Below are 23,802 nucleotides of genomic sequence, written 5' to 3' on the forward strand. Positions count from 1 at the left end.
GATCACACAGCCGTTTTTGATCAGTACATCGATCCGTACCCGATTGTTCCTACCCGGATTGCCCTCGCCGAGCATGGTCCTTCTGAAGCCGTCACATTACGCCGCACCGACCAGTTCGCCGTTGCGCGCGACGATGCGCCCGTTGGCCACCACCAGCTTGCGCCTGGGCCGGGCGACCACCGCTTGCGCAACGGTTTCCGCGTCGACCAGCACGAGGTCAGCCCTTGCGCCGGCATGCAGCCCGTAGTCGCGGAACCCGCAGCCGCGTGCCGCCGCTGCACTGACGCAATCGAAAGCGACGGCCAGTTCGTCGTCACGGCGCATGTCGTAACGCAGGCCGATCAACATCGCGCGTTCGAGCATGTCAGGCGAGCCATACGGCGACCAGGTATCGCGAATGCCGTCGTTTCCGCCAAAGATAGTGATGCCTTTTTCCCTGCAGATCTTCAATGGCGGAACCGGACGTGACGGCGGCGCCGAGGTCAGGAGCGCCACGTTCAACTGGGCAATCCGTTCGAGCAGCACATCGCGTTCGCGCTCCGGCAGTGCGCCCAGACAGAACGCGTGGCTGACCACGACTTGTCCTTGCATTCCCAGCGCCTCGACACGATCTAGCAGCAGTTTGAAGGTGAATGCGCCCACCTCGCCGGGCTCGTGCAGATGGATATCGATCGGCTTGTGAAAGCGCTCGGCAAGCGCGAACGTCAGGTTCAGCGACGCGACCGGATCGCCGTCGATCAATGCCGGATCGAGCGCGCCGAGCACGTCCGCGCCGTCGGCGAGCGCGCGGCCCAACAGTTCGTCCGTTCCTGGACGGCCCAGCAGACCGGACTGCGGAAACGCCACAATCTGGATGTCGAGCAGATCGCGCATCGCCTGGCGGGTCTGGAGCACGCCTTCAAGGTAGCGCAAACCCGCGTCGGTATCGACGTCCACATGCGTACGCAGGCGCGTGGTGCCCGCCTCTACGAAGGCACGCGCAAGCGCAAGCGACTGCGCGCCCGCGTCGTGACCCGATTCCTTGCGCCAGCGGCGCTCGTTGTTGATGCGATCGAGCAACGTCGCGCCGACCTCGTTGCGATACCACGGCCTGCCCCAGTTGGTTTTGTCGATATGCGTGTGCCCTTCGACGAAACCAGGCAGCAGCAACGCGCCGCCGCCGTCTTCCACAGCGGCGCCCGGTTGCGGCACGAGGTCCGGGCCGAGAGCGGCGATGCGCCCGCCGGCGATCGACACGGCCACCGGCTGGCCGTCGGCCAGCCGGACATTGGAAATGACGAGAGAAGATAGCGAAGATGTCATGTGATTTGGCAGAAGTAACGATACGGGCTCGGTGTTACGTCCTCTTTGCAGCGGATTGCCAACATGCACCATAGGCAGCGTCGCCCCGAACGGCAGTTGCTGGATGGCCGTCCAACGGGCCACCCGCAGCGAGCCACGCCAGTTCGACGAACTAGACATCAGATTATCGACGATCTGCAAGGTATCACGCGAGGAAAGTTCGTTTAAACGCGATGCCGAAAGAATCTCACGCGCCTCTCGGTAGGCTATAGAAGTATCGTGGTCCCGCTTGAGCACAAATTCATGGACGTCAATCAGTGAGACCGGAGCGCACATGGTCATGCCGAGCAAGATACTCATACACGCGGCATCACCACGCGCACTCCGCAGATAAGCGTAAAGGAGTAACGGCAATGCCTGTGGCGGCCAGCTCAGTGCATACGATGTTTCCAGAAGATGACATACGGGCCGCCCCACGGACGCGACGCGTTGTTCGTGTTCATCCCGTTCACCAAACAGCACAACCAGTTCTTCGAAGCGTTTTTCGGCCGGCAGCATCGGTGGACGCCCCGACGAATCGGTTTCGAACCACGGGAAATCCGTCCCATCAGTCAGAACATAAAGCAACCTTGCGGCTCACATCAAACACTATGGAAGACATGGAGTTCTCTGCAAGCCAGGAACCACCGAAGACCCGGACCCGACTCGCCGGGCCTCAATAAGCGAATCATAACTCAGACACGCATTATTTGAACGGTGTATGATAATTCGAACGAACAATGCTGTCAGTCGAAGTAAAAAATGATTCGCCTTCGGGTGTTCCCGCGGGGGTGAGCTTCGAAAGGATGGCCGCCGGTACGACGCCAACGCCACTAAGGAGACTCAATGACTCAACCATCGGGCACAGTCCTTGTCACAGGCGCCACCGGAGCGCAAGGGGGCGCCACCGCGCGTCGCTTGCTTGCCAGCGGGTTCCGCGTGCGATTCCTGACACGCGACCCGGAGTCTGCTGCCGCACGCGCACTCCAAGCCGCTGGCGCGTATGCAATTAAGGGGGATTTCGATGACACTCATTCCCTCGTAGTGGCCTTACATGGAGTCAATGCAGTCTTTTCGGTGCAATTGCCGAGCGTCAGCGGCAAGGATAGCGAGCGCCGCCACGGGTTTGCGCTTGTCAACGCTTCGCTAGCGGCCGGCGTCGAGCAGTTCGTGCACACGTCAGTGGCGCAATCAGGAAATCACACGTCCTTTCCAGATTGGAATAAAAACCGCTGGTCGACCCAATATTGGACGGACAAGTGGGACGTTGAAAACGCAGTGCGCAATGCGGGATTCGGCAGCTGGACCGTGCTGCGGCCTGCCTTCATGATGGACAATCTGGCACTCCCCAAAGCCACGTCCATGTTTCCGCATTTACAAACAGGGGCGTTGTTATCCGCGCTGCTGCCACAAACCAGACTGGACTTCGTTGCGGCCGATGACATAGGCGCATTCGCTGCGGCGTCGATAGTTGATCCTCTGCGTTTTTATGAGCAGACTATCCCGCTGGCTTCCGAAGCGATTACGATGTCCCAGGTAGCCGCGACACTCTCCGCTGTGCTCAGGACAGGTATCAAAGCGGTGCACGTGGCGCCGCAGGAGGCGATCGCATGCGGTCTCTTTCCGGGTTGGGTGAACGCACAGGAATGGATCAACGAGGTGGGCTACCGCGTCGATATCGACAAAGTCGAGTCGTACGGTATTCCGCTGACTTCCCTGCGGGAATGGGCTCAGAACCACCGTAACCGGCTACCGACCAACGATACCCTCTTGCATGAATAACGTGACGAGACCGGGCAGAAGTCGTGGTCTGCAGAGCCGCCGACGCCCCGGCTTCATATCAAAGGCCAACCAATGATGGAGTCAAAGTGATGACGAGCGCGGCACCTTCGTGGTTTGAACGGGCTCTGCAACGGCCACGCCAATCCCACTTCACCGATGCCAGCGGCGCACGCATCCATTACGTGTCATGGAATGCTGAAGACACGCACAAGCCCGGCTTGCTGTTCGCGCACGGCTATCTAGGCCATAGCCATTGGTGGGACTTTATTGCACCGTTTTTTACGGAACGATTCCGCGTGCACGCATTCGACTTCAGCGGCATGGGCGAGAGTGGTTATCGCGCGGAGTATCGCCCCGACAGTTTTGTGCGCGATTTTTCCGCAGTGCTCAAGGCCGCATTCATTGCACCGGCCTTCGTAGTGGGACACAGCTTTGGTGGCTCGCGCCTTCTGCAGACTTGCGCGACGTTCCCCGAACTGATCCGCCATGCGATCGTGCTCGATTCATTCTATGCGCTGCCGGGCGACACGCTTCCAGTGATAGAAAGACGCCCCGCGCCTCGACCGTACCTCGATGCCGCGACTGGCATGAGGCATTTTCGGCTTATTCCCGATCAGAAGTGTGAACCATGGCTGATGGACCATCTTGCGAAGACGTCCCTGCGACAAACAGAAACGGGCTGGACCTGGCGCTTCGACCCAGCTTTGCGTCATGTCCAGACGGTCGAGAGCGATGAGGGGTTGCTGGGCCGAATAACAGTTCCTGTGACCTATGTACACGCGGAAATGAGCACGGTCGTCAGCGCCGATCGGGCCAACAGAATCATCGGTGCCATCCCTACCGCGCGCAACTTGATCACGATGCCCGGTGCACATCACCACCTCATGCTGGATAACCCGCTAGCGCTTGTCGATCAGTTGCGGAAATTGCTGGAGCAATTGTTATGAATGAGTCGGTTAGCGATAGAAATTGGGTTCCAAACGTACCGTTGAACGTATTGTTGTCGAAGGCAGCGCACGCCAATCCGGGAACGCGCATGCACTTTCATACTCAGCAGGGGCTGACGAGCGTCACGACGTTAGAGTTGGCTACCGCCGCGGATCGACTCGCGCGCGGGTTGCGTGCCATTGGCCTGCGCCGCGGCGATGTCATTGCCATGCAGTTGCCGACGCAGCGCGAGACCGCCGTGCTCTATCTGGCTGCGCTCGAAGTCGGTGCGGTGCTGGTGCCCATTGTGCACATCTATGGCCCTGCCGAAGTCGGCTTTATTCTGCGTCAGTCGCGCGCGCGATTCCTGTGCGTGCCTGAGCGCTGGCGCGGGATCGATTTTCTGGAGCGCGTCGAAGCGCTCGGCAATCTGCCTGATCTGGAGCGGGTCATCGTCGTCGGCGAGCGCACGCCACAAAACGGCATCACGCTGAAAGAGGTCGAAGCGATTTCGCAGCATGCCAAGATCGAAAACGAGTCGCCACCGCAGCCACAGGACGTTTGCCTGCTGCTGTATACCTCAGGCACCACCGCCGCCCCGAAGGGCGTTCAGCACACGCATCAGACTGTCGGAGCGGAGTGGTCGATCCCATTCATAGACGGCCCCGGGCCTTATCTCACGCCCTTCCCCGCCGGACATATTGCTGGCTTCAACTTCCTGCTGCGTCCTTTCGTGACTGGCACCGACATGGTGTTCATGGACCGCTGGGACGCGCCCCTCGCGGCCGAACTGATCGAGCGTTATCGCGTTCGCCTGTCCGGAGGGACGCCGTTTCATCTTCAGGGATTGCTTGACGCCGCACGGCACGCCGGACGCGACCTCTCGTCTCTGGTCACTTACGGACTGGGGGGGACCGGAGTCACCCCGGAGCATGTGGCGCTAGCCGACAGTTCCGGGTTCGCCGGCACGCGCGCTTACGGCCTGACAGAACACTCGACGGTAAGCATCGGGTGGCGCGACAACACGTTCTCCGAGCGCGCGTGCACAGACGGTCGGGTTCAGCCCGGTAGTCAGGTTCGCATCGTCGATGAGTTGGATCGTGACTTGCCGACTGGAAGTGAGGGCGAGATTCTGACAAAGGGTCCCGAGCTGTTTGTCGGCTACACCGACCCGTCGCTCAATGCGATCGCGTTCAGCCGCGACGGCTGGTTTCGTACCGGCGACATCGGCAAGCTCGATTCGGCGAACTGCCTGACGATAACCGACCGCAAGAAAGATATTGTGATTCGTGGTGGCGAGAACATCTCATCACAAGAGGTCGAACGTGTGCTAGCCACACACAACGCGATACGGGACGTCGCAGTGGTCGCCCAGCACGATGCGCAATACGGCGAAAAAGTGTGTGCTGTTGTCGTGCTCCAGTTCGGCGCTGAACTCGATCTCGCCGCTGTACAACGACATTTCGCCCAAGCCGGCGTGGCGCGTCAGAAAACGCCTGAGCGTCTGCTTATCGTCGACGAGTTGCCCCGCACGGCATCGGGGAAAGTGCGCAAAGGCGATTTGCGCGCTCGGGCCAACGCGCTAAAGACCAGCCCATGACGTCGGGCAAACGGACAAGGAGAGTTTCAAATGACCGCAAGCACCACGATCTTCCAGGTACCCGCCATCCCATACTATGGGGAGGCCTCGGACCTCGCGTATCCGATGCTGACTACGTAGCTGCAGTAGTCAATGCTGGTGGCTTGGACGGCGGCAGGGTTCGCAGTCCCTGACGAGTTCCGCGCACAACTCAATCGCTGTCGCGAACTGAAGGAAGGGCAATCTTTTCAGGTCAATATGTACATCCTCCGTCGACGACGCGTGCCACGCGGCGACTCTCAAACCCCTTCGTCACTGGTCTCGTTGCGCCCCTAACCCGAAGGCGAGAGACATATCTGAACATCCCGCTGGCAACGCGCGATCAGTTGCTGCCGGCCGTCAGATAATCGTTGTACGGACGTCTTGCGCATCGACGCTCATGGTTGAATCGAACGGTGCTGCGCGTTCAGATTTCCAGATTGTCGATCAGGCGAGTTGCGCCGAGCTTCGCCGCGGCCGTCACCACAAGAGGCTCGTCGACGGATGCACATGCACCCGGCGGCTGCAGATCCGACCGCTTGCGGATAGACACATAGTCCGGAACCCATCCCCGTTCGGCAAGTGCTCTGAACGCTTTGAACTCGATCGATTTCAGATCTCGCTGTCCGCCCAACACTTCGTCACGAATCCGATTCAGCAGTCGGTATAGACCAGGCGCTTCGGCGCGCTCTGCCGGCGACAGGTACCGGTTACGCGACGACAATGCCAAGCCGTCAACATCGCGCACGGTCTCAGCGCCAACGACGTCGATTGGTAGCGCGAACTGTGCGCACATCTGGCGAACAATCATCAACTGCTGATAGTCCTTCTTCCCGAACACCGCCACGCGCGGCTGTACACACGACATCAGTTTCATCACAACCGTGCACACGCCGTGAAAAAAACCGGGGCGAAACTCGCCTTCGAGCATATTGCCGAGGGTGTGCGGCGGATGAACGCGATACTCTTGCGGCTGCGGGTACATATCGTGTACGGTCGGAGCAAACAACACGTAGACATTTTCCTTTTGCAGCTTTTGAATATCGGCTTCCAGGGTACGCGGGTATTTTTCGAAGTCCTCGTTAGGGCCGAACTGCAGCGGGTTCACAAAGATGCTTGCGACAACCGGATCCCCGTGCTGGCGCGCGAGTCGCATCAAAGACAGGTGGCCTTCGTGAAGGTTACCCATTGTGGGTACAAAGGCGGTTCGATTTTGCCCGCGCAACTGGGCACGCATTTCTTCGATAGATCGGACGATTTTCATACTGCGTCTTCAGCGTGATGTTTAGTCTGGGAGATTGATTACATGTTCGGATAGTTTGGACCGCCGCCACCTTCGGGCGTGACCCACACGATGTTCTGCGTCGGATCCTTGATATCGCAGGTCTTGCAGTGCACGCAGTTCTGCGCGTTGATCACGAGGCGTTCGCTGCCGTCGTCGTTCTTGACGAACTCATAAACTGCAGCGGGGCAATAGCGCGACTCCGGCCCGGCATAGGTCTGCCAGTTCACGTTCACCGGCACCGTGGGATCTTTCAGCGTCAGGTGCGCCGGCTGGTTCTCCTCGTGGTTCGTATTCGAGATGAACACCGACGACAGCCGGTCGAACGTCAGTTTGCCGTCCGGCTTCGGATACACGATCGGCTTGCATTGGGAAGCCGGTTTGAGCATCTCGTGATCCCAATGCTGGTGATGCAGCGTCCACGGTACATTGCCGCCCAGCAGCTTCTGCTCGATGCCGACCATCAGCGTGCCGAGGTACAGGCCCTTGCTCATCCACTGCTTGAAGTTGCGCGCGCGGTGCAGTTCGGTGTGCAGCCACGAAGTCTTGAAACTCTCCGGATACGCGGTGAGTTCATCGCTGGTGCGACCTGCCTGCACGGCTTCAAAAGCAGCTTCGGCAGCCAGCATGCCGGTCTTGATCGCCGCATGCGAGCCCTTGATCCGCGACGCGTTCAGGAAGCCCGCATCGTCGCCGACCAGTGCGCCGCCCGGAAACACCAGCTTCGGTAGCGACATCAGGCCGCCGGCCGTGATCGCGCGTGCGCCGTACGACACACGTTTGCCACCTTCGAGCACAGCGCGAATCGCCGGGTGCGTCTTGTAGCGCTGGAATTCCTCGAACGGCGACAGATACGGGTTCGTGTAACCGAGGCCGACCACGAAGCCTACCACCACCTGGTTGTTGTCTATGTGATACAGGAACGAGCCGCCGTACGTATCGTTCTCCAGCGGCCAGCCGGCGGTGTGCATCACCAGACCCGGCTTGTGCTTCGAAGGATCGATTTCCCACAGTTCCTTGATGCCGATCCCGTAGACCTGAGGATCGGCGCCTTCGCGCAGCTTGAATTTATCGTTCAGCTGACGGCCCAGGTGCCCACGCGCGCCTTCGCAGAAGAGCGTGTACTTCGCGTGCAGCTCCATGCCGAGCTGGAAGTTCTCGGTCGGCTCGCCGTCCTTGCCGATGCCCAGATTGCCGGTCGCGACGCCTTTGACCGAACCATCGTCGTTATACAGAATCTCCGCCGCCGGAAAACCCGGGAAGATTTCCACGCCCAGCGCCTCGGCCTGCTGACCCAGCCAGCGCGTGACATTCGCGAGGCTGATCACGTAATTGCCGTGATTCTTGAAATTGTCCGGCAACGCCCAGGTCGGCACGCTCTTTGAGCCGGTTTCGGTCAGGAACAGGAATTTGTCTTCGGTCACGTCGACCGTCAGCGGCGCGCCTTTTTCTTTCCAGTCCGGGATCAGTTCGGTGATCGCGCGCGGATCCATCACCGCGCCCGACAGGATATGCGCCCCGATCTCCGAGCCTTTTTCCAGTACGCACACGCCAAGCTCGACGCCTTTTTCCGCTGCCAGCTGCTTCAGGCGGATCGCTGCGGACAGGCCGGCCGGGCCGCCACCGACGATCACGACGTCGTATTCCATTGACTCGCGCGGGCCGTACTCTTCTAGCAATGCTGCGGTCATGCAAAAAGTCTCCCTGCCGGTCTCGCGGATGCATTTTCCCGCAACTAAAGTTTTTTAACCCGCATGAAAAGCGCGGAAAGACGCGCCTAGGACTCCCTTCCCAAAAGCGCACCCAATCATCATGAAGGAAGTATACTTTTGTGAATGTCATTTGACAATATGAACGCAACATTTACCGTCACGCGGTCCTTTCCCTAGCGTCAGCGATTCCCAACAAAGGATCGACTGATCTCCCATCCATCACGGTCACTTTGAATTAGCCGGTCATCTGAGCGGGATTGCCTGCTTCGAAGATCACATCAGCGCGCGAGACGCGAACGTTAGCGTGACTGCTTGATTCGCAAGCTCCTCGTCGCGGTCGCTGGAGGTATTGACATTGCGTCAATCGACATTTCTCTGCCAGCTAGATGCCGGTAGACGAGACACTGGCCCGGACGGGGTAATCACGTAGCTGATGCCAATCAAGAAAACGAAGAAACGGTGACGGCCCGTTCGCTCCAGCATGTCTCAGCGTGGAGAGATAAGAATGTTTGCCAGATGTGCGGTGGCCGGTGTTCCTTGAATACACCGCTGTTGTAAACGATCATGCGGCCCCGTGGATCGGATCTCGGAGCCTGCAGCATCTTGCGAATGATGTCCGCAGCATGATGTCGATCGATTGCACAGCGCGCGACAGCGGAGCGGTCGCGATTGTGAAGATGAACTTGATCTGCTCCACAACAACGCTATTGCTGTACCAGATCGTAAGCGCAGAGTGCCGCAACCTCCGTCACGCCGCCGTCCACCGGCAGACAGACGCCGGTAATGAAGCGTGCCTCATCGCTTGCGAGGAACAACGCAGCCGCCGCAACGTCCCATGCGTCCCCTTCAATGCCGAGCGGTGCGACCTTGCGGCGCCGCTCTTTTGCCCGCTGGTCCAGCATGCTCTCGACCATTGGGGTAAAAATATGTCCCGGCGCGATTGCATTGGCACGGACCCCATCGCGGCCGTACACGACGGCCAGTTCACGCGTCAACGCGATCATGCCCGCCTTCGACGACCCATATGCCGCCGCGCCGTGACTCCGGATACCCGCAGTCGAACTGACGTTGACCACTGCGCCACTCCCTCCCGCAACCAGATGAGGTGCCGCCGCTCGGCTCATCAAAAAGGCACTCTTGAGATTGATGTTGATAATGTGATCCCACGAGGCTTCATCAATATTCTCGAAGCGACCTCCAGCCCCTGCCACACCGACATTGTTGACCAGGATGTGTAACGCGCCATAACGCTCGACCGTAGCGGCAACGACGCGTGCGCATGCATCGCTGTCGGTGACATTGGCAGCGCACACGAACCCATTACCCCCCGCTTCAACGATCATTGCAAGCGTTTCCGCTGCCCGGTCCTCGTCATGATCGACCAGGCAGATCGACGCGCCTTCGCGCGCGAAAAGGCAAGCGATGGCCTTGCCGGTGCCGACACCATAGCCTTGCGAACCCGCGCCAGTCACGATCGCAACCTTGCGCGCGAGACGTTGATGGAAAATCTTTGGAAAAGGCATGCTTTACCCGGTGTGTGTATTCGACGAACTGTCAGTGCGGAGGACGCAACACCGTTACCCGGCCATCACGCGCCGCCAGAATCACCTCATCTCCTTCGTGAAAGTGCGATGGAATCTCGTCGAGCGGCACCTTCCTGCCATCGATCCCCCGGCAGTACGTGTATTCATCGAACGCGAATGTCCCACTGCGGCCATGACCGCCCTGCACGGCCACCTCACGAGACGTGAGCGAGGTGATGTTGCCGATAATCGGTGTGTCGCCGGACGCCGCCATCACGCGGATGTCCATCGAAAGCCGAAAGCGGTCCGAGTAATTCGCCACCCCGGTATGTGGGGTATTCAGATGCATAATGACAACATCGCCGGGGCGATACGTAGTGCGGCGCCATGCATGCGCTGGCACCGCGCCATCAGGAATCGGAAAAAGCGGCGGTTGCGCGAGATCGTGCAAATAGGGGCCTTTGTGCATCCCTTCGGCGAGGACCAGCCCTCCGACCTCCGGGTCGATCTCGACCAGCGGAATCCAGCAGATAGAGAACGGAATTCCCGCGTTGTAGAAACCGTCTTGATGGACGTAGTCGAAGCGAGCTCGGGCACGATCTTGCGCCGGGGGCGTGGCTCGATACTCGACTGTCGGAATCCAGAACGGCTCGTCAGCAAGTAGGCGGCTGAAGAAACGATGAATTGGCGGCTCGGCGACGAAGGGTTTCCACGTCTTGCGCGACGCGAGCGACTCCATACGAAATGGAAAATCTTCCAGGCTCTTACCGTTGTATCGAGCAGCGGGATCGTCTGGGGCTATCACGCCAAGCTGCGAAAGCTCATCGAGAAATATCCTGCGCAACCGGCCAACCGCTTCGGTGTCGAGCACATCCCTGAAGAACCAATAGCCATCGCGGTCCCACGCCGCCAGGAGCGCCGTGCGATCGTCAAGAATATCGTTCGATACGTGGAGTTCCTGCATTGCCGGCAGTACGCCAGCATCCAATGTCGCGTTCATCTCGTCTCCCTACTGTTCGCCGCAGTTCGTTCGCGCGGTCGGCCTTTCCACTCGTGGATTGGAGATTCAGCTTAAGCCTCACTGCGCAATAATGCAACTAATAGTTCCATTATTGCGTGGGCACCAGTCGGATGTGTATTGAACCCTTCAGTCGAACATCACAGCGCCAGCGAGACTGTCCCGTGATCGAGTAAAGCCGCCCCGAAACGCGCAGCGTAAGCTGTGTTCACTGCCTCGGTTTGAAAGCGCGTCTCGTTTATGGCAAAGATGAAGTAGCCGTAGACCAGGTCTCGGCGGTAGTCCTCCCACGCCACGTCGAACGCCGGCGTTTCCACGCCGTTTGCGACAAGATGGGTCAGGTAATGCGCGAGCAGTGGGCGCTCCCACTTGCGCCGTTCGGCAATATCGAGCGCGGAGCAGATATGGTAGGAAACTTCGAGACTCCACGGCGCACGGCTGACCTGCGCATCAAAAAACCCCGGCTTTCCATCCGCTGTCACGTAGAGATTGCCCAAGTGTGTGTCACCGTGAATCAGACACTCCGGCTTGCCTCGATGCGACTCGCCAAGGTGCGTTAGCGCCGCCTCCATCCAGTCACGGTCGTGAAGAAGCCGACTGACCGCCGCTCCACGCGGTAGTCCGGCATAGTGCCGCCATACTTCAGGCACAAGATAGCGGCGCATATAGTCGAGCGACCACCCCGAGAAACGGTCCCCGACCCAACCGTATCGCCCGCTTTCGGCGAATTCCGGACTGTCCCACGTTTGAGCGTGATAACGCGCCATCGCGACAAGCCGCGCGGCGACGTCGTCATAGCCTGCCGAACGCTGTGCGTGACAAAACGTGACTCCGCTCGCTCGCAGATCCTCCATCACGACAATCGATTGCCAGCCAGAAGGATCGGTGCCCGCATAGAAGCACCGAGGCGTGTTCATATCGATGAATGGCAGTACGTCGCGATAGAAACGCATCTCGTTGTGGTACATATCTTTCATCAACGGGCTGTGCTCTTCAAATCCCCCCTTGACGATCATCCGCGCAGGCAGACCGAGGTCGTCTCCCGTACCGTTGTACTCGAGCAGAACACGTACCTTCGTCGAGGTTCCCGACAAGATGTCCTCGCATATCAAGCTGGTGACCTCGACACCGGGATATCGAAACCGCAGCGCTGCCGTCAGCCACTTCGCGGAAATTTCATCGACCGTCACCGGCAGTCTCATGTCGCTTGCAACAATTAGCGTGGACAAGGTTTACCCCCGTTTAGGATTTTCAGTAGTCAACCCATCAACTCGAACACGTTGTGGTCGAGGGCGGCCATCGCGAAACGAGGTACGACCGCGCAGTTATTGACTTCGGCCTGCCATTCAACGGGATTCACCAACCAGAAGTAAAGCCCGTAGACGAGATGCCGTCGATACGCATCCCATGCTTCGTCGAAGGACGGCGGTATCGCAACCCCATATGCGGCGAGTCGCTCGAGGTAGTGCGTAAGCAGCGAGCGCTCCCATTTGGGACGATCGGCGATATCAAGTGCGGACACAAGAAAGTATGTGAAATCGTGCGCCCATGGTCCGCGCCGATACGATTGCCAATCGAGAAAACCCGGCGTGCCATCGCGCTCGAAATAGAGATTTCCCAAGTGCACATCGCCGTGCAAAAACGTCATCGGGCCCAGTCGATCGAACCAACGCAGATTCAGCAGCGCTCGCTCCATCCAGTCCCGGTCATGGAACTGCTTGGGAATCGCGGCCCCTCTCGGTAACTGGGTGTAGTGGGCGAATACATCGGCTTTTAGCTGCCCCCAGTGATAGGTGCCGGCCTCCCCGTCCGGCAATGGGTCCTGTTCCGCCAGCCAGGCAAGCTTGCCGTCTGCAGCGAGAGCGGGCGCAGCCCAGTATTGCGCGTGCAATCGGGCTTGGGCGTCGAGATTTGCGGCAGCCTGCGCGTACGACAACGTGCTCTGTACACGGCAAAACGTCACGTCGCGTTCCGCAAGATCTTCCAGAATGACAATCGATTGTCCGTTCGAATGATCGGTCGCCGAGAAGAATGCGCGAGGAACGCGCACCGGCAATTCCGGCTGCACCTCCTCGAAAAAGCGCGCCTCGTATTCGTAAATATAGGCATTCAGATGCCGATATTCGGGGACAAACCCGCCCTTGACGATCAGAGACCGCGGCAAGCCGGATTCATTTCCACGCGCATTGTATTCAAGGTGAACACGAAGCTTTGTTGCTGTCCCGTAGATGACATCCACCAGTTTCAGCGATGTGATCTCGACACCTTCGCAATAGGTCTGAAGTGCCTGCGTCAGCCATTTCGCAGTCACTTCGCTAACGTCCACCGGTAACGGCGACAGCTTGACATGGTCTTCGCATTCCATTTGGTTTCCTGAAAGTATTTATCTCGTAGCCGTCCCGCACGCGCGACCGCCTGCAGCAGTTGAAACAGATTGCATTGTCCAAGGCGTTCGCGCAGTCCTCTAGTTGGAGACCCGCAAGCCTTCCTCAGACTGGACATTCCCGAACATGTCGCCGCATCGTCGCGCACCGAGTCTATCGTTGGCAACATGGGGAAAACCACACGACGAAAAACGTTGCGCTTCTTGAATGGCGTGCATATAGTTGCCTTCAACAGCAGATACTTTTTTGGCAGAAATCCAGTGGACAACTTGTCAGAACTTCAGTTTGAGTCCGCTTCGTCGGACCTCGAACTCATGCCTGTAAAAGGCGCGAATACCTATCGCTCGGAGGAAAGTGTCGCCTACGGGATGAACCAGATACGTATTTTGTTGTGCAACGCGGTAGACGCACAGCTCTCGTCGTATGGCCTATCCGCGTTGCAATGGGGCGTCTTGAAAGCACTGTTCGACGGCCGCGCCAGAACGCCGTCCGAGCTATATCGCATCCTGTTGTCCGATAGCGGAGCAATGACCCGCCAGCTCGATTTCCTTGAAAGACGTGGATTTCTCCGTCGCGTTCGCAATGAATCGGACAGACGTAGCGTGTACCTGGTGCTGACCGACACTGGTCGCATCACGATTTGCGAAACCCTTCCCCTGATCGTCGAGACGCACGATCGGCAATTGCGCGGCTTCACACAAGACGAAGTGACAGCGCTAAAGCTTTTCATGAATCGCATGATTGTCAACCTAGGCTGAGAAATGTTATTCCCACGCGCGCATTCATCCGGGCGCGAGTGTCGCGCCCTTACCGAGTCGAGAAGGATTACTTATGGATCATGTCGGCACCCCCGCCCAAAAGAGCCCGCAATCACTGCATGGCGGTTCCCCCGCGCAACTTCTCGTGCCGCATGTCTATCGCGGGCGCACCGTTTCGGGCGACGCTGTCACGCATATCTCGCGCGATCTTGGCAAGGGATTTTGTACGCCGGCGATAGAACTAGACGATCTTATCTGGTCTCGCATGCAGGCTGGCCCGGCGTTCGATTTACCGATTGCCCAGGTTATCGACTTCCTTGTGGACCTCGGTCCGCGTTTGCATCTGGACGCAAATCCACTGATGCAGCAGGCGCTTGAATCAATGGTCGAAGTGAGTCCGCTCGGTCGCCGCATTCTGGAAAACTGCTATCGGGACATTCCGAATCTGTTCGCACGCAGCGTGATCGAAGATGAGTTGCGCATCAGCCTCGGCGACGCCAGAGTGATCGACGGCTGGATGCCACGCATTTTGCGTGGGCGCCCCAGCCGCCTACGCGCGTTTCCACCGCGCCTCGTTCATATACTCGCCGGAAATTCGCCGATGGTCGCCGCCATGACAGTGATGCGCGCCGCGCTAACCAAAGGTGTGCATCTGCTGAAGTTGCCTTCCAACGACCTTTTTACCGCGACGGCAATTTTACGCACGATGGCCGAAATGGACCTGGAGCATCCGCTGACGCAGTCGTTTTCGGCTGCTTATTGGCGCGGCGGAGACGAGAACGTCGAGTCGATCCTGTATCGCCCGCAATATTTCGACAAGCTCGTCGTGTGGGGTGGTGAAAACGCCGTGCGCCATGCGATGCGTTATGCGGGTCCTGGCCTCGAACTCGTGGCTTTCGACCCGAAGGTGTCGATCTCGCTGATTGGCCGGGAAGCATTTGCTTCGGACGAACTGCTTCGAGAAGTTGCGCGCGCCGGCGCGGCCGATGTCCAGTCGTTCAATCAGGACGCGTGTAATGCGAGCCGTTATCAGTTCATTGAGGGCGACGAGGACGATGCTGACCGCTATTGCGAAAAACTTGCGACGGCACTCGGCGAAGACTTCCGCTATGGCGACGGGCAAGGCCCAGTGGTGCCAGGCGACATCCGCGAGGCGGTCGACGTGCTACGCGAAATGGAGCCGATTTATCGCGTGTTCGGTGGGTATGACGGAAAGGGCCTTGTGATCCGGTCGGACGAACTGGTCGACTTTCATCCAATCTGCAAGACGGTGAACGTCATCCCGGTGAAAAGCCTGCGTGATGCAACCCGCTTTGCAACCGTGGCCACCCAGACCGTTGGCATCTACCCCCCGCACCGCGTCGTCGAGGTTCGTGACGCGCTCGCGTGTGCCGGGGTTCAGCGCATGGTGACGCTTGGCGAATCAATTTCCGACGGCGTTGGCGGCTATCCGCATGACGGCATGTTCCCGATTCACCGCTTCATGAAGTGGATATCCGAAGAAGCGGGCACTGATAACGCGACGGAGACAGCATGATGTCGGCTCTCGATACCCTGCTGCGACTGACCGATCATCCGGACCCTTTTCGCCACGCTCCCAGCGATCTTCAGGCCGTCCAGTTGCAGGCCCTGCGCGAGCGGTTCGCGCAGCGGCGTCAACAGATCCGCATTCTCGACAAGCGTGCAACGGATGCGGGCGTAGGCGAACTATCAAGCCTCCATGACGCGGTGCCCCTGCTGTTTGCGGACGCTGTCTACAAGAGCTATCCCGACTCCTTTATCGAACAGGGAAAGTGGGCGCGACTGACCGCGTGGCTGCAAACGATTACGGCGCAGAAGATCGAAGGACCCAACTACGCCGACGTTGCAAACATGGACGACTGGATCAACGAACTGCGCCGACACGGCCATTACGTGATGAGTTCCAGTGGCACATCGGGCAAACAATCCTTCATCTATCAAAGCGGCGTCGACCGGGAACTCGCCTGGCGGCTGATGGGCCAGGGCATTCGTTGGGCGGCAAGCGCTATGCGCGATCCATCGCGCCGCGTTCCGGTCTTCCTGCTGACGCCCTCTTCCGGTTCGTATACCGGCACCGAGCGAATGTCCAGGTTCGCGGAAACGATCGCTATTCCGGGCGACATCCACTACATGTCCGATGTGCCGCAAAGCGCGGAGCAGACCACCCGTATGGCACGCATGCGTCGCGCTATTGCTGACGGTACGGCCATGCCCAGCGAGATCGCTAAATTCCAGATCGAAAGCCGCGCACGCGCCGAACTCGTGCAGGCCGACTTCAGGCACTTCATCGATCTGCTGCTGGAACGGCGCCGCGAGCCGATGTTCATCATGGGCATGTTGGGCATGCTGTACCAGATTGTGGCAACCGCGCGCGAACGCGGCATACCCGATGGCGACTTCCATCCGGACACGGTCGTCAGCATCGGTGGCGGCAAAAAAGGGGCGAATCTTCCCCACGACTTCCAGCAACAGTGTGCGCGCTTCTTCAATTTCAACGCGAACAACTTCAATGATGGCTATGGCATGGGCGAGGTATCCGGATTCTGCCCATGGTTCCACGCGGCAAACGCGTGGGCCGTTCCGCCATGGCTTGTGCCGCTCGTACTCGACCCGACGGGCGAACAGTTGCTAAATCCATCCGATGGAAAAGGAATCGTCGAGGGCCGCCTGGCGATTATCGATTTGCTGGCCGATGGACGCTGGGGTGGCGTAATCAGCGGCGACAAGGTCGTGATGGAGTTCGGGCACGGCATCGATGGTGTGCGCACACCTGTCATTCGGGATGTCGTGCGCTACAAGGATCTGACGGGCGGCGACGACAAGCTATCGTGTGCCGGCACCATCGATGCCTATGTGCGCGGCGAGTTGGGCGACTTGGTCGAAGCAGGCCCCGCCGCCTGATCTTGCTTCTTTAATTTCCTTAGAGAGAGTTTTGATGACAGCCAAATCGACATCGGCCGCTGTCTGGCTGATCACCGGCGTGTCGTCCGGTCTCGGCCGGGCCCTCGCTGAAGCAGTGCTCGCGCGCGGCGACCAGGTCGTCGGCACCGTGCGCAACCCATCGCAGATTGCGGCGTTCGAGCAGTTGTCTCCTGTCGGTCTGGCGTACGGGATGGTGCTCGACGTGACCGACGCGCCAGCCGTCCCGCAAGCAATCGAGCAGGCGCTCGCCCGCGCCGGGCGCATCGACGTGCTCGTCAATAACGCAGGATACGGTTTGTTCGGCGCGCTCGAAGAGGTGTCCGATGCCGAAGCCAGGCAAGTGTTCGACACCAATTTCTTCGGCACTGTGAACACCATCCGGGCAGTGTTGCCGCACTTGCGCGAGCGCGGCTCTGGACACATCGTCAACCTGTCGTCGGTCGCAGGGTTGATCGGCATCACTGGCTGCAGTTTCTATTGCGCTTCCAAGCATGCAATCGAAGGCTTATCCGAGTCTCTTTCGCAAGAACTCAAGCCGTTCGGCCTGCGCGTCACGCTGGTCGAACCCGGCGGTTTCCGCACGAATTTTGCGGGTGGCTCGCTGCGATGGAGCGAAGTCTCGGCACCCGCCTATGCGGAAACAGTCGGCAAAATGCGTGAGCAGATGACGCACTATCACGGCACACAGTCGGGGGATCCGACCAAGGCGGCTGCGGCGATCATCCAGGCGGTCTATGCCGACGAGCCGCCGTTGAGGTTGCCTCTAGGACCCGATGCGGTCGGCGTCGTGCGCAACAAACTTGCGGCGCTGCAGAAAAACCTCGACGCGTGGCTCGACGTCTCGATCGCCACGGATTTCGCCCAATAGCGCCACATCCTCAGGAAACGCCATGTCAACCGTCGACTGCTTTTACGACCTTCTCGAACAGGATGTCGATCCGTTTCGCCACCACCCCGAAAGTCTGCGAGCGCTTCAACTGGCGGCCATGCGCGAGCGCTTTGCCGAGCGCCGCCAACAGATCAAGCTCCTGAACCGTCGAGCAGCCGACATGGGCATCGATGACGTTCGCACGGAGGCGGATATGGTGCCGCTACTGTTCGCACACCAGATTTACAAGAGCTACCCGGAGCAGTTCGTTGAGAGCGGCCGATGGAAACATTTGAATACGTGGCTGCAAACACTGACGAGCCGTCCCGTTGTCGACGTCGATGTGGATGGAGTCGACAACGTCGATAGCTGGATGGAGCGCCTGCGCGGCGCTGGTCACTACGTGTTCAGCTCGAGCGGCACCTCCGGCAAATGCAGTTTTATCAGCCAGACGCGCGCCGACATGGACCGCGTGACAGCGACGTGCGTGAAGCTTGGCTTGTACGGCAACAAGCTGATCGAGCGGGATTTTGGCAAGCGCCCAGTGTTTCTGATGATGCCGCCCAGTGGTGCCCATCGTCATATCGGTCCAGTCCTGAGTGCGGCTACGCAACTGGGCAGCGAAAGTACGTTGATGTTTGACGATCCGGTGCTGGCATCCTCGACGATCGAGATGGGCCGCATGCGTCGCGCGCTCGCAGATGGCAGCGCGAAGCCGAGTGCGATCGCGGCGTTTCAGGAGCAGGCTGCAAAGCGTCAGCGACACACAGGAGCGATGATCGACCGCTTTCTGGACAAACTACTCGCTCACCGCGATGCACCTGTGCTTGTGCAGGGCAACTGGTCGCTGCACTGGACGCTGGTCGATTTCGCGCGCCGCCGTGGCGTTGCGGACGGTATCTGTCATCCGGAGACAGTCATCACCACCGGCGGCGGATTGAAAGGCACACAAGCCCCCACCGATTTCCGCCAGCAGATCATCGACTTTTACGGCATCAAGTCGGAGAACGTCCAGAACAGCTATGGCATGTCGGAAATGATCGGCACCGGCCCGTGGTCGGACGTGGCGCAGGGCTTCGCGATCTGTCCGTGGATCGTTCCATTCGTGCTCGATAAGGCAGGCGAAAAATTACTCAACCCCGCCGATGGGACCGGCGCTGTCGAAGGTCGTTTTGCATTCTTCGATCTGCTTGCCGAAGGGTACTGGGGCGGGTTCATCACGGGCGACAAGGTGACAGTTGACTTCTCCCCCAAAGGCGACACAGATGGTTTGCGAGGACCGCTCGTCAGGCAGGTCGGCCGTTATGCGGATCTCGAAGAGGGTGAGGACAAACTTTCGTGTGCGGGCACGATGGAATCATACGTTCGCGGCATGATCGAGGTCTGACGGTTCAGCTTGTGCACTCACCTATCTCGACACCGGCCGCGCCGCGCTCAATGCACAACCCTTCGATAGACGCGCTACCAGCAGACACCGTGAACGTTGAAAAAGGACCCGTTAAGGATCGCCGCATTATCACGGTGTCGATCATGCTGGCCACACTGATGCAAACGCTCGACAGCACGATTGCCAACGTCGCCCTGCCGCACATGCAGGGTGCACTGGCAGCGTCGCAGGACGAAATCGTCTGGGTCCTTACGTCGTACATCGTCGCGGCGGCGATCGCCACGCCGCTCACCGGCTGGTTCACCGACCGCCTTGGTTTGAAGCGTCTGCTCGTCGTTTCCATTGCCGGGTTCACGATCGCCTCAGGACTATGCGGCATCTCCGCTTCGCTTCAGCAGATCGTCCTGTCACGCGTGCTGCAAGGCGTGTTTGGGGCTGCGCTGGTGCCCCTTGCGCAGTCGATCCTGCTCGATATCAATCCACGCGAAAAGCAGGGTCAGGCGATGTCCGTGTGGGGCATGGGGGTGATGATCGGCCCAATCATCGGTCCGACTCTCGGCGGATGGCTCACCGACAGCTATAACTGGCGCTGGGTATTCTTCATCAACCTTCCGGTTGGCTTACTCGCTCTAGCCGGCATTCTGGTCTCGCTTCCGGCTCGCGATGATCGCCGGAAGCGCAGCTTCGATTTCGTCGGTTTCATCACGCTAGGGGTGGCGATTGGCGCTTTCCAGGCGATGCTCGATCGCGGCGATCAGCTCGACTGGTTCGGCTCGCTGGAAATTCGAATCGAAGCCCTGATTGCAGCGATCGCATTTGCCTTTTTCATCGTGCACACTCCGACCGCCGGTCCGCGATCGTTCTTTCGCTACCAATTGCTGTGGGATCGCAACTTTGCCACCGGCATCGGCTTCATATTCGTAATCGGTGCGGTGCTCTACGCCACCCGTGCGCTGATTCCGCCCATGCTGCAAAATCTGATGAACTACCCTGTCGCGACGACTGGTCTCGTCACCGCGCCAGGCGGTTTCGGTACGATGATCGCGATGCTCATCGCCGGCCGCCTCGTCGGCAAAGTCGATCTGCGGCTTTCATTGCTATGTGGCTTCGCGGTATCCGCGTTTTCGCTATGGCAGATGACGCAGTACACCATTGTGCTTGCACGCTCCGACATTGTTTGGCCCGGGCTGATTCAAGGCTTCGGTTTGGGTCTGGTGTTTGTGCCGCTGAGTGCGGCATCGTTCTCGACATTGGCGCCGCAACTCCGTGCCGACGGCACGGCAATTTACAGCCTGATGCGTAACCTCGGCAGCAGCATCGGCATCTCCCTTGTGCAGTCGGTCGTGACTCGCAATACTCAGGTTTCTCATGCTGCGCTCGCGGAACAAGTGTCGGCATTTAATCCCGTGCTGCGGCAACAGTTCGACGTTTCTTCTCAAGCCTCGATGGCGACGCTTGATGCAGTCATCACGCAACAGGCTTCGATGATCGCGCACATCGATGCGTTCAAGCTAATGCTATGGGCGACGCTGGCTGTCATTCCGCTGCTTGTCCTGATTCGCCCGACGCACAGGCGCATCTCCGGGGAGATGCCGCACGTCGCGCTCGAATAGCCTTAGGTCGGCCCTACTGGCGAACTGGCAGGGAGGTGAGTACACTTTCACTTTCTCCCTGGTCGCCAGCTGCCCATGGCTAAATCTCCGGCGCTCCGCGCTGCACCCGCACCTTCAGTCGACGCCGCGGCTGCTACAGCCACTCCCCGGGCTGCAGGCCGGCCTACCCAAGACGCCGCGGCCGAACTGCGCGAAAGACTGCTGAGCGCAGCGACGCAGATTTTTCGCGCAGAAGGATTTGGTGCAGCCAGAGTGGAAGAAATAGCCGCTCGCGCGGGAATCAGCAAAACTACGGTCTACCGGCAATTCGGCACGAAAGAGGATCTGTTTCGCGCCGCGATCTCGCATGGCATGGAGGATTTGCGAGGCAGGATCGAGCAGTTGCTGAAACCGCCTCGCGAGTTCGAGAAAACGCTGTCGCTCCTTTTGCGCACATTGACTGAGCATATGGCGACCACGGACACGATTGAAATCACTCGTGTCGTAGTTGGAGAATCGAATCGCTTTCCGGATGTGGCGAATGGGTTCGTTCGATACGTGAACGAGATGCTCGAACCGGTAGCGGACTTCATCGCCTCCGCCGCCCGCCGTGGCACGATCAGCGTCCAGGACGCACCCGCGGCTGCCCGTGACCTGCTTACGCTAGTTGCCGGCAGCACGGAAGTGTTGATGGGCATTCCGACTACGCGCGCACACCGCGAACAGCGCGCCGCACACATCCAGCAACTGCTGCTGTCGGCCTGGCGGTACACAGGGTCCGGCGAGGCTCACCCCCCACAGGCCTAGCGCCTGCCAACTGCCCTACCCATCCATCTGCCCTATTACCTGGAATTGTGCTGACGCCTGAGCGATACGCAGTCCGTTCGCCCAGATCAGACAGTCTGAAAAGACCACGCGCTTACCGGACCGAAGCACATCCACATGCGCCTCGACCCAGTCGCCGGGCTGAGCGCCACCCAAAAAATTGACCGTCAGATTGGTCGTCAACACCTTGACCGGGGGTTGGCGCGAATACTTGCTCGCCCATGTGATGGCGGTGTCCGCCAACATGCAGACCATCCCGCCATGCATCATCTGCCCAAGGTTGCGATGTTTCTCGCGCATGCGCATCCCGACGACGTGCCCACGCTCGCTTTTCCTGTACCAGATCGCGCCGACGAGTTCATGGAACGGGCCGAACATCGGCATCAGCTGGAACCCTTCGGGAATCTGATCGTCGTCATCCTGCTCGACGTGGGCAACCGCGGTGACATGGGTTTGCATTGACATAGTCCTCTATACGCGTCGTCATTTCATGTCTTGTGCATGGCATGAGACGCTGTTTCACCATAAAAATGTAGCGTATCATTATCCGCATGCAAGTCAACTATACGCACGGAGACAAAGGTGATCACAGCACCACTGTTTGCGCCACTGTCGGTCCGCGGAATCACGCTGGCAAATCGCGTCGTCATGTCACCGATGACGCGCGGCTTTTCTCCCGACGGACTGCCGGGGCCCGATGTCGCTTCGTACTATCAGAGGCGTGCTGAGGGCGAGACTGGGCTCATCATTACTGAAGGTGTCGGGATCGATCATCCGTCGGCGCTTGGCGAAGCCGGACTCGGCGAGAATTCAATTCCCACGCTGACGGGGCCTGAATCGGTCGAAGCATGGCGCCTCGTGACCGATGCGGTTCACGCAAGCGGCGGTGTGATTTTTCCTCAACTGTGGCACATGGGTCCGATGAAAGAAGCTCATACCGGCCCGGTCCCCTCTGCTGCCCCAATGCGGCCGTCCGGCCTATGGGGACCACGGGGAGGCCTGACGTCACTCGACGCTGGCTATCTCGATCGAGTGCAGCCTGCCACCCGCCCAATGACCGATGAGGAGATCGCCGACGTCATTGCAGCCTATCGCCGAAGCGCGTCGCATGCAAAAACCGCCGGATTCGACGGAATAGCCCTTCACGGCGGTCACGGTTACCTGATCGATTCGTTCCTGTGGAGCGAGACCAATAAACGCGCAGATGCGTGGGGTAAGGACCTGGTCGCGAGGAGCCGCTTCGCTGCAGAGGTTGTCCGCGAAATCCGCGCGGAGCTTGGCGAAACAATGCCTATAAGTTTCCGCTTTTCGCAGTGGAAACAGCAGGATTTTAAGGCGCGTCTCGCTAGCACGCCCGAAGAACTCGAACAGATTCTCACGCCGCTCGCGGAGGCCGGCGTCGATATTTTCGAAGCGAGCACCCGGTATTTCAACCGCCCAGAGTTCGAAGGCTCTGATATGAATCTTGCCGGCTGGGCAAAGAAGGTGACTGGCAAGCTCTCGATGACCGTAGGCGGCATTGGGATCAATAAGGGCTACTATGATTCCATGGCCGGCGCGCAAACGGTGGCGCAGCCCGACCTTAAGCCATTGCTCGATCGCTTCATGCGCAACGAGTTCGACCTGGTCGGCGTGGGGCGGTCATTGCTACATGATGCTAACTGGGCCCGTCGCGCACGTCTGGGTGAACCCTTCCTCGGGTTCAGCACGGATTCACTGGTCCGCCTGACCTGATCCGAGCAGTTCTCCGACGCGAATCTGCTGGCGCCCGGAAGGCTCCGGCAGTGCGCCCGGTTGACTGACTGCCTCGCGAGGCCGCGGCGCGTCGAATGTGTCGGGCAGTCACTGGCGGATGACAATAGA

At 59.3% G+C, this 23,802-nt stretch carries 19 protein-coding genes; 11 read left to right on the top strand and 8 right to left on the bottom strand.

All coding sequences use genetic code 11. The features are described 5' to 3' along the window. Positions 1-96 precede the first annotated feature (96 nt). Positions 97-1,302 carry an amidohydrolase family protein gene (locus B0G81_RS36640; RefSeq protein WP_134142495.1) on the bottom strand — a complete coding sequence of 402 codons (1,206 nt, stop codon included), beginning with the start codon at positions 1,300-1,302 and terminating at the stop codon, positions 97-99. Between the two features lie 864 nt (positions 1,303-2,166). Between B0G81_RS36640 and B0G81_RS36645 the strand changes: the two genes are divergently transcribed. From B0G81_RS36645 to B0G81_RS36655, 3 genes are all read left to right on the top strand, one after another. Then, positions 2,167-3,102, top strand: coding sequence for an NmrA family NAD(P)-binding protein (locus B0G81_RS36645; RefSeq protein ID WP_134142500.1), 936 nt, complete (start codon positions 2,167-2,169; stop codon positions 3,100-3,102). A gap of 89 nt (positions 3,103-3,191) precedes the next feature. Beyond that, positions 3,192-4,049: an alpha/beta hydrolase gene (locus B0G81_RS36650; RefSeq protein WP_134142503.1), complete on the top strand. Its 858-nt coding sequence runs from the start codon at positions 3,192-3,194 to the stop codon at positions 4,047-4,049. Next, on the top strand, positions 4,046-5,629 hold the full coding sequence (locus B0G81_RS36655) for an AMP-binding protein (RefSeq protein ID WP_134142505.1): 1,584 nt from the start codon (positions 4,046-4,048) through the stop codon (positions 5,627-5,629). Before B0G81_RS36650 ends, B0G81_RS36655 begins: the two co-directional genes overlap by 4 nt. A gap of 445 nt (positions 5,630-6,074) precedes the next feature. Here B0G81_RS36655 and panC read toward each other — a convergent pair whose 3' ends face one another. From panC to B0G81_RS36685, 6 genes are all read right to left on the bottom strand, one after another. Beyond that, positions 6,075-6,911 carry a pantoate--beta-alanine ligase gene (panC, locus tag B0G81_RS36660; protein WP_134142508.1) on the bottom strand — a complete coding sequence of 279 codons (837 nt, stop codon included), beginning with the start codon at positions 6,909-6,911 and terminating at the stop codon, positions 6,075-6,077. A 38-nt stretch (positions 6,912-6,949) separates the two neighbouring features. Then, positions 6,950-8,620, bottom strand: a complete 1,671-nt coding sequence (locus B0G81_RS36665; RefSeq protein WP_134142511.1) for an electron transfer flavoprotein-ubiquinone oxidoreductase — start codon at positions 8,618-8,620, stop codon at positions 6,950-6,952. Between the two features lie 725 nt (positions 8,621-9,345). Next, complete coding sequence (locus tag B0G81_RS36670) at positions 9,346-10,164, bottom strand: SDR family NAD(P)-dependent oxidoreductase (RefSeq protein ID WP_134142515.1); 819 nt, start codon at positions 10,162-10,164, stop codon at positions 9,346-9,348. A 31-nt stretch (positions 10,165-10,195) separates the two neighbouring features. Continuing rightward, positions 10,196-11,164 (bottom strand): phytanoyl-CoA dioxygenase family protein, encoded by a 969-nt coding sequence (locus tag B0G81_RS36675; protein ID WP_134142520.1) that lies wholly within the window; start codon positions 11,162-11,164, stop codon positions 10,196-10,198. A gap of 158 nt (positions 11,165-11,322) precedes the next feature. After that, positions 11,323-12,372 carry an ecdysteroid 22-kinase family protein gene (locus tag B0G81_RS36680; protein ID WP_243856716.1) on the bottom strand — a complete coding sequence of 350 codons (1,050 nt, stop codon included), beginning with the start codon at positions 12,370-12,372 and terminating at the stop codon, positions 11,323-11,325. A 68-nt stretch (positions 12,373-12,440) separates the two neighbouring features. Beyond that, the gene (locus B0G81_RS36685; RefSeq protein ID WP_134142528.1) at positions 12,441-13,547 is read right to left on the bottom strand and encodes a phosphotransferase; all 1,107 of its coding nucleotides are present in this window, start codon (positions 13,545-13,547) and stop codon (positions 12,441-12,443) included. Positions 13,548-13,733: 186 nt separating this feature from the next. Here B0G81_RS36685 and B0G81_RS36690 point away from each other — a divergent pair, with 186 nt between their 5' ends. The 7 genes from B0G81_RS36690 to B0G81_RS36720 all read left to right on the top strand — a co-directional run bounded on the left by B0G81_RS36690 (position 13,734) and on the right by B0G81_RS36720 (position 21,921). After that, positions 13,734-14,324, top strand: coding sequence for a MarR family transcriptional regulator (locus tag B0G81_RS36690; RefSeq protein WP_243856717.1), 591 nt, complete (start codon positions 13,734-13,736; stop codon positions 14,322-14,324). A 265-nt stretch (positions 14,325-14,589) separates the two neighbouring features. Further along, positions 14,590-15,861 carry an acyl-CoA reductase gene (locus tag B0G81_RS36695; protein ID WP_243856811.1) on the top strand — a complete coding sequence of 424 codons (1,272 nt, stop codon included), beginning with the start codon at positions 14,590-14,592 and terminating at the stop codon, positions 15,859-15,861. Positions 15,862-16,196: 335 nt separating this feature from the next. Next, the gene (locus B0G81_RS36700; protein ID WP_243856719.1) at positions 16,197-17,246 is read left to right on the top strand and encodes a hypothetical protein; all 1,050 of its coding nucleotides are present in this window, start codon (positions 16,197-16,199) and stop codon (positions 17,244-17,246) included. Positions 17,247-17,280: 34 nt separating this feature from the next. Continuing rightward, on the top strand, positions 17,281-18,135 hold the full coding sequence (locus B0G81_RS36705; RefSeq protein ID WP_134142535.1) for an oxidoreductase: 855 nt from the start codon (positions 17,281-17,283) through the stop codon (positions 18,133-18,135). A 22-nt stretch (positions 18,136-18,157) separates the two neighbouring features. After that, on the top strand, positions 18,158-19,522 hold the full coding sequence (locus B0G81_RS36710) for a hypothetical protein (RefSeq protein WP_134142537.1): 1,365 nt from the start codon (positions 18,158-18,160) through the stop codon (positions 19,520-19,522). A gap of 89 nt (positions 19,523-19,611) precedes the next feature. Further along, complete coding sequence (locus tag B0G81_RS36715; protein ID WP_279590523.1) at positions 19,612-21,135, top strand: MDR family MFS transporter; 1,524 nt, start codon at positions 19,612-19,614, stop codon at positions 21,133-21,135. A gap of 201 nt (positions 21,136-21,336) precedes the next feature. Next, the gene (locus B0G81_RS36720) at positions 21,337-21,921 is read left to right on the top strand and encodes a TetR/AcrR family transcriptional regulator (RefSeq protein WP_258878947.1); all 585 of its coding nucleotides are present in this window, start codon (positions 21,337-21,339) and stop codon (positions 21,919-21,921) included. A 15-nt stretch (positions 21,922-21,936) separates the two neighbouring features. On the opposite strand, the gene B0G81_RS36725 is transcribed toward B0G81_RS36720, so the two are convergent. Then, positions 21,937-22,398 (bottom strand): PaaI family thioesterase, encoded by a 462-nt coding sequence (locus B0G81_RS36725; protein ID WP_106285258.1) that lies wholly within the window; start codon positions 22,396-22,398, stop codon positions 21,937-21,939. 123 nt (positions 22,399-22,521) lie between these two features. Here B0G81_RS36725 and B0G81_RS36730 point away from each other — a divergent pair, with 123 nt between their 5' ends. Then, positions 22,522-23,673, top strand: coding sequence for an NADH:flavin oxidoreductase (locus tag B0G81_RS36730; protein ID WP_134142541.1), 1,152 nt, complete (start codon positions 22,522-22,524; stop codon positions 23,671-23,673). Positions 23,674-23,802 lie beyond the last annotated feature (129 nt).

The sequence above is a fragment of the Paraburkholderia sp. BL6665CI2N2 genome, assembly GCF_004366535.1.
Lineage (GTDB): Bacteria > Pseudomonadota > Gammaproteobacteria > Burkholderiales > Burkholderiaceae > Paraburkholderia.

Coding starts and splice junctions, on each gene's coding strand:
- B0G81_RS36650 (WP_134142503.1), top strand. CDS start 3,192: ATGACGAGCGCGGCACCTTCGTGGTTTGAACGGGCTCTGCAACGGCCA.
- B0G81_RS36685 (WP_134142528.1), bottom strand. CDS start 13,547: ATGGAATGCGAAGACCATGTCAAGCTGTCGCCGTTACCGGTGGACGTT.
- B0G81_RS36700 (WP_243856719.1), top strand. CDS start 16,197: ATGGACGACTGGATCAACGAACTGCGCCGACACGGCCATTACGTGATG.
- B0G81_RS36645 (WP_134142500.1), top strand. CDS start 2,167: ATGACTCAACCATCGGGCACAGTCCTTGTCACAGGCGCCACCGGAGCG.
- B0G81_RS36675 (WP_134142520.1), bottom strand. CDS start 11,164: ATGAACGCGACATTGGATGCTGGCGTACTGCCGGCAATGCAGGAACTC.
- panC (WP_134142508.1), bottom strand. CDS start 6,911: ATGAAAATCGTCCGATCTATCGAAGAAATGCGTGCCCAGTTGCGCGGG.
- B0G81_RS36640 (WP_134142495.1), bottom strand. CDS start 1,302: ATGACATCTTCGCTATCTTCTCTCGTCATTTCCAATGTCCGGCTGGCC.
- B0G81_RS36710 (WP_134142537.1), top strand. CDS start 18,158: ATGTCAACCGTCGACTGCTTTTACGACCTTCTCGAACAGGATGTCGAT.
- B0G81_RS36705 (WP_134142535.1), top strand. CDS start 17,281: ATGACAGCCAAATCGACATCGGCCGCTGTCTGGCTGATCACCGGCGTG.
- B0G81_RS36690 (WP_243856717.1), top strand. CDS start 13,734: ATGGGGAAAACCACACGACGAAAAACGTTGCGCTTCTTGAATGGCGTG.
- B0G81_RS36695 (WP_243856811.1), top strand. CDS start 14,590: ATGCAGGCTGGCCCGGCGTTCGATTTACCGATTGCCCAGGTTATCGAC.
- B0G81_RS36665 (WP_134142511.1), bottom strand. CDS start 8,620: ATGACCGCAGCATTGCTAGAAGAGTACGGCCCGCGCGAGTCAATGGAA.
- B0G81_RS36725 (WP_106285258.1), bottom strand. CDS start 22,398: ATGCAAACCCATGTCACCGCGGTTGCCCACGTCGAGCAGGATGACGAC.
- B0G81_RS36670 (WP_134142515.1), bottom strand. CDS start 10,164: ATGCCTTTTCCAAAGATTTTCCATCAACGTCTCGCGCGCAAGGTTGCG.
- B0G81_RS36655 (WP_134142505.1), top strand. CDS start 4,046: ATGAATGAGTCGGTTAGCGATAGAAATTGGGTTCCAAACGTACCGTTG.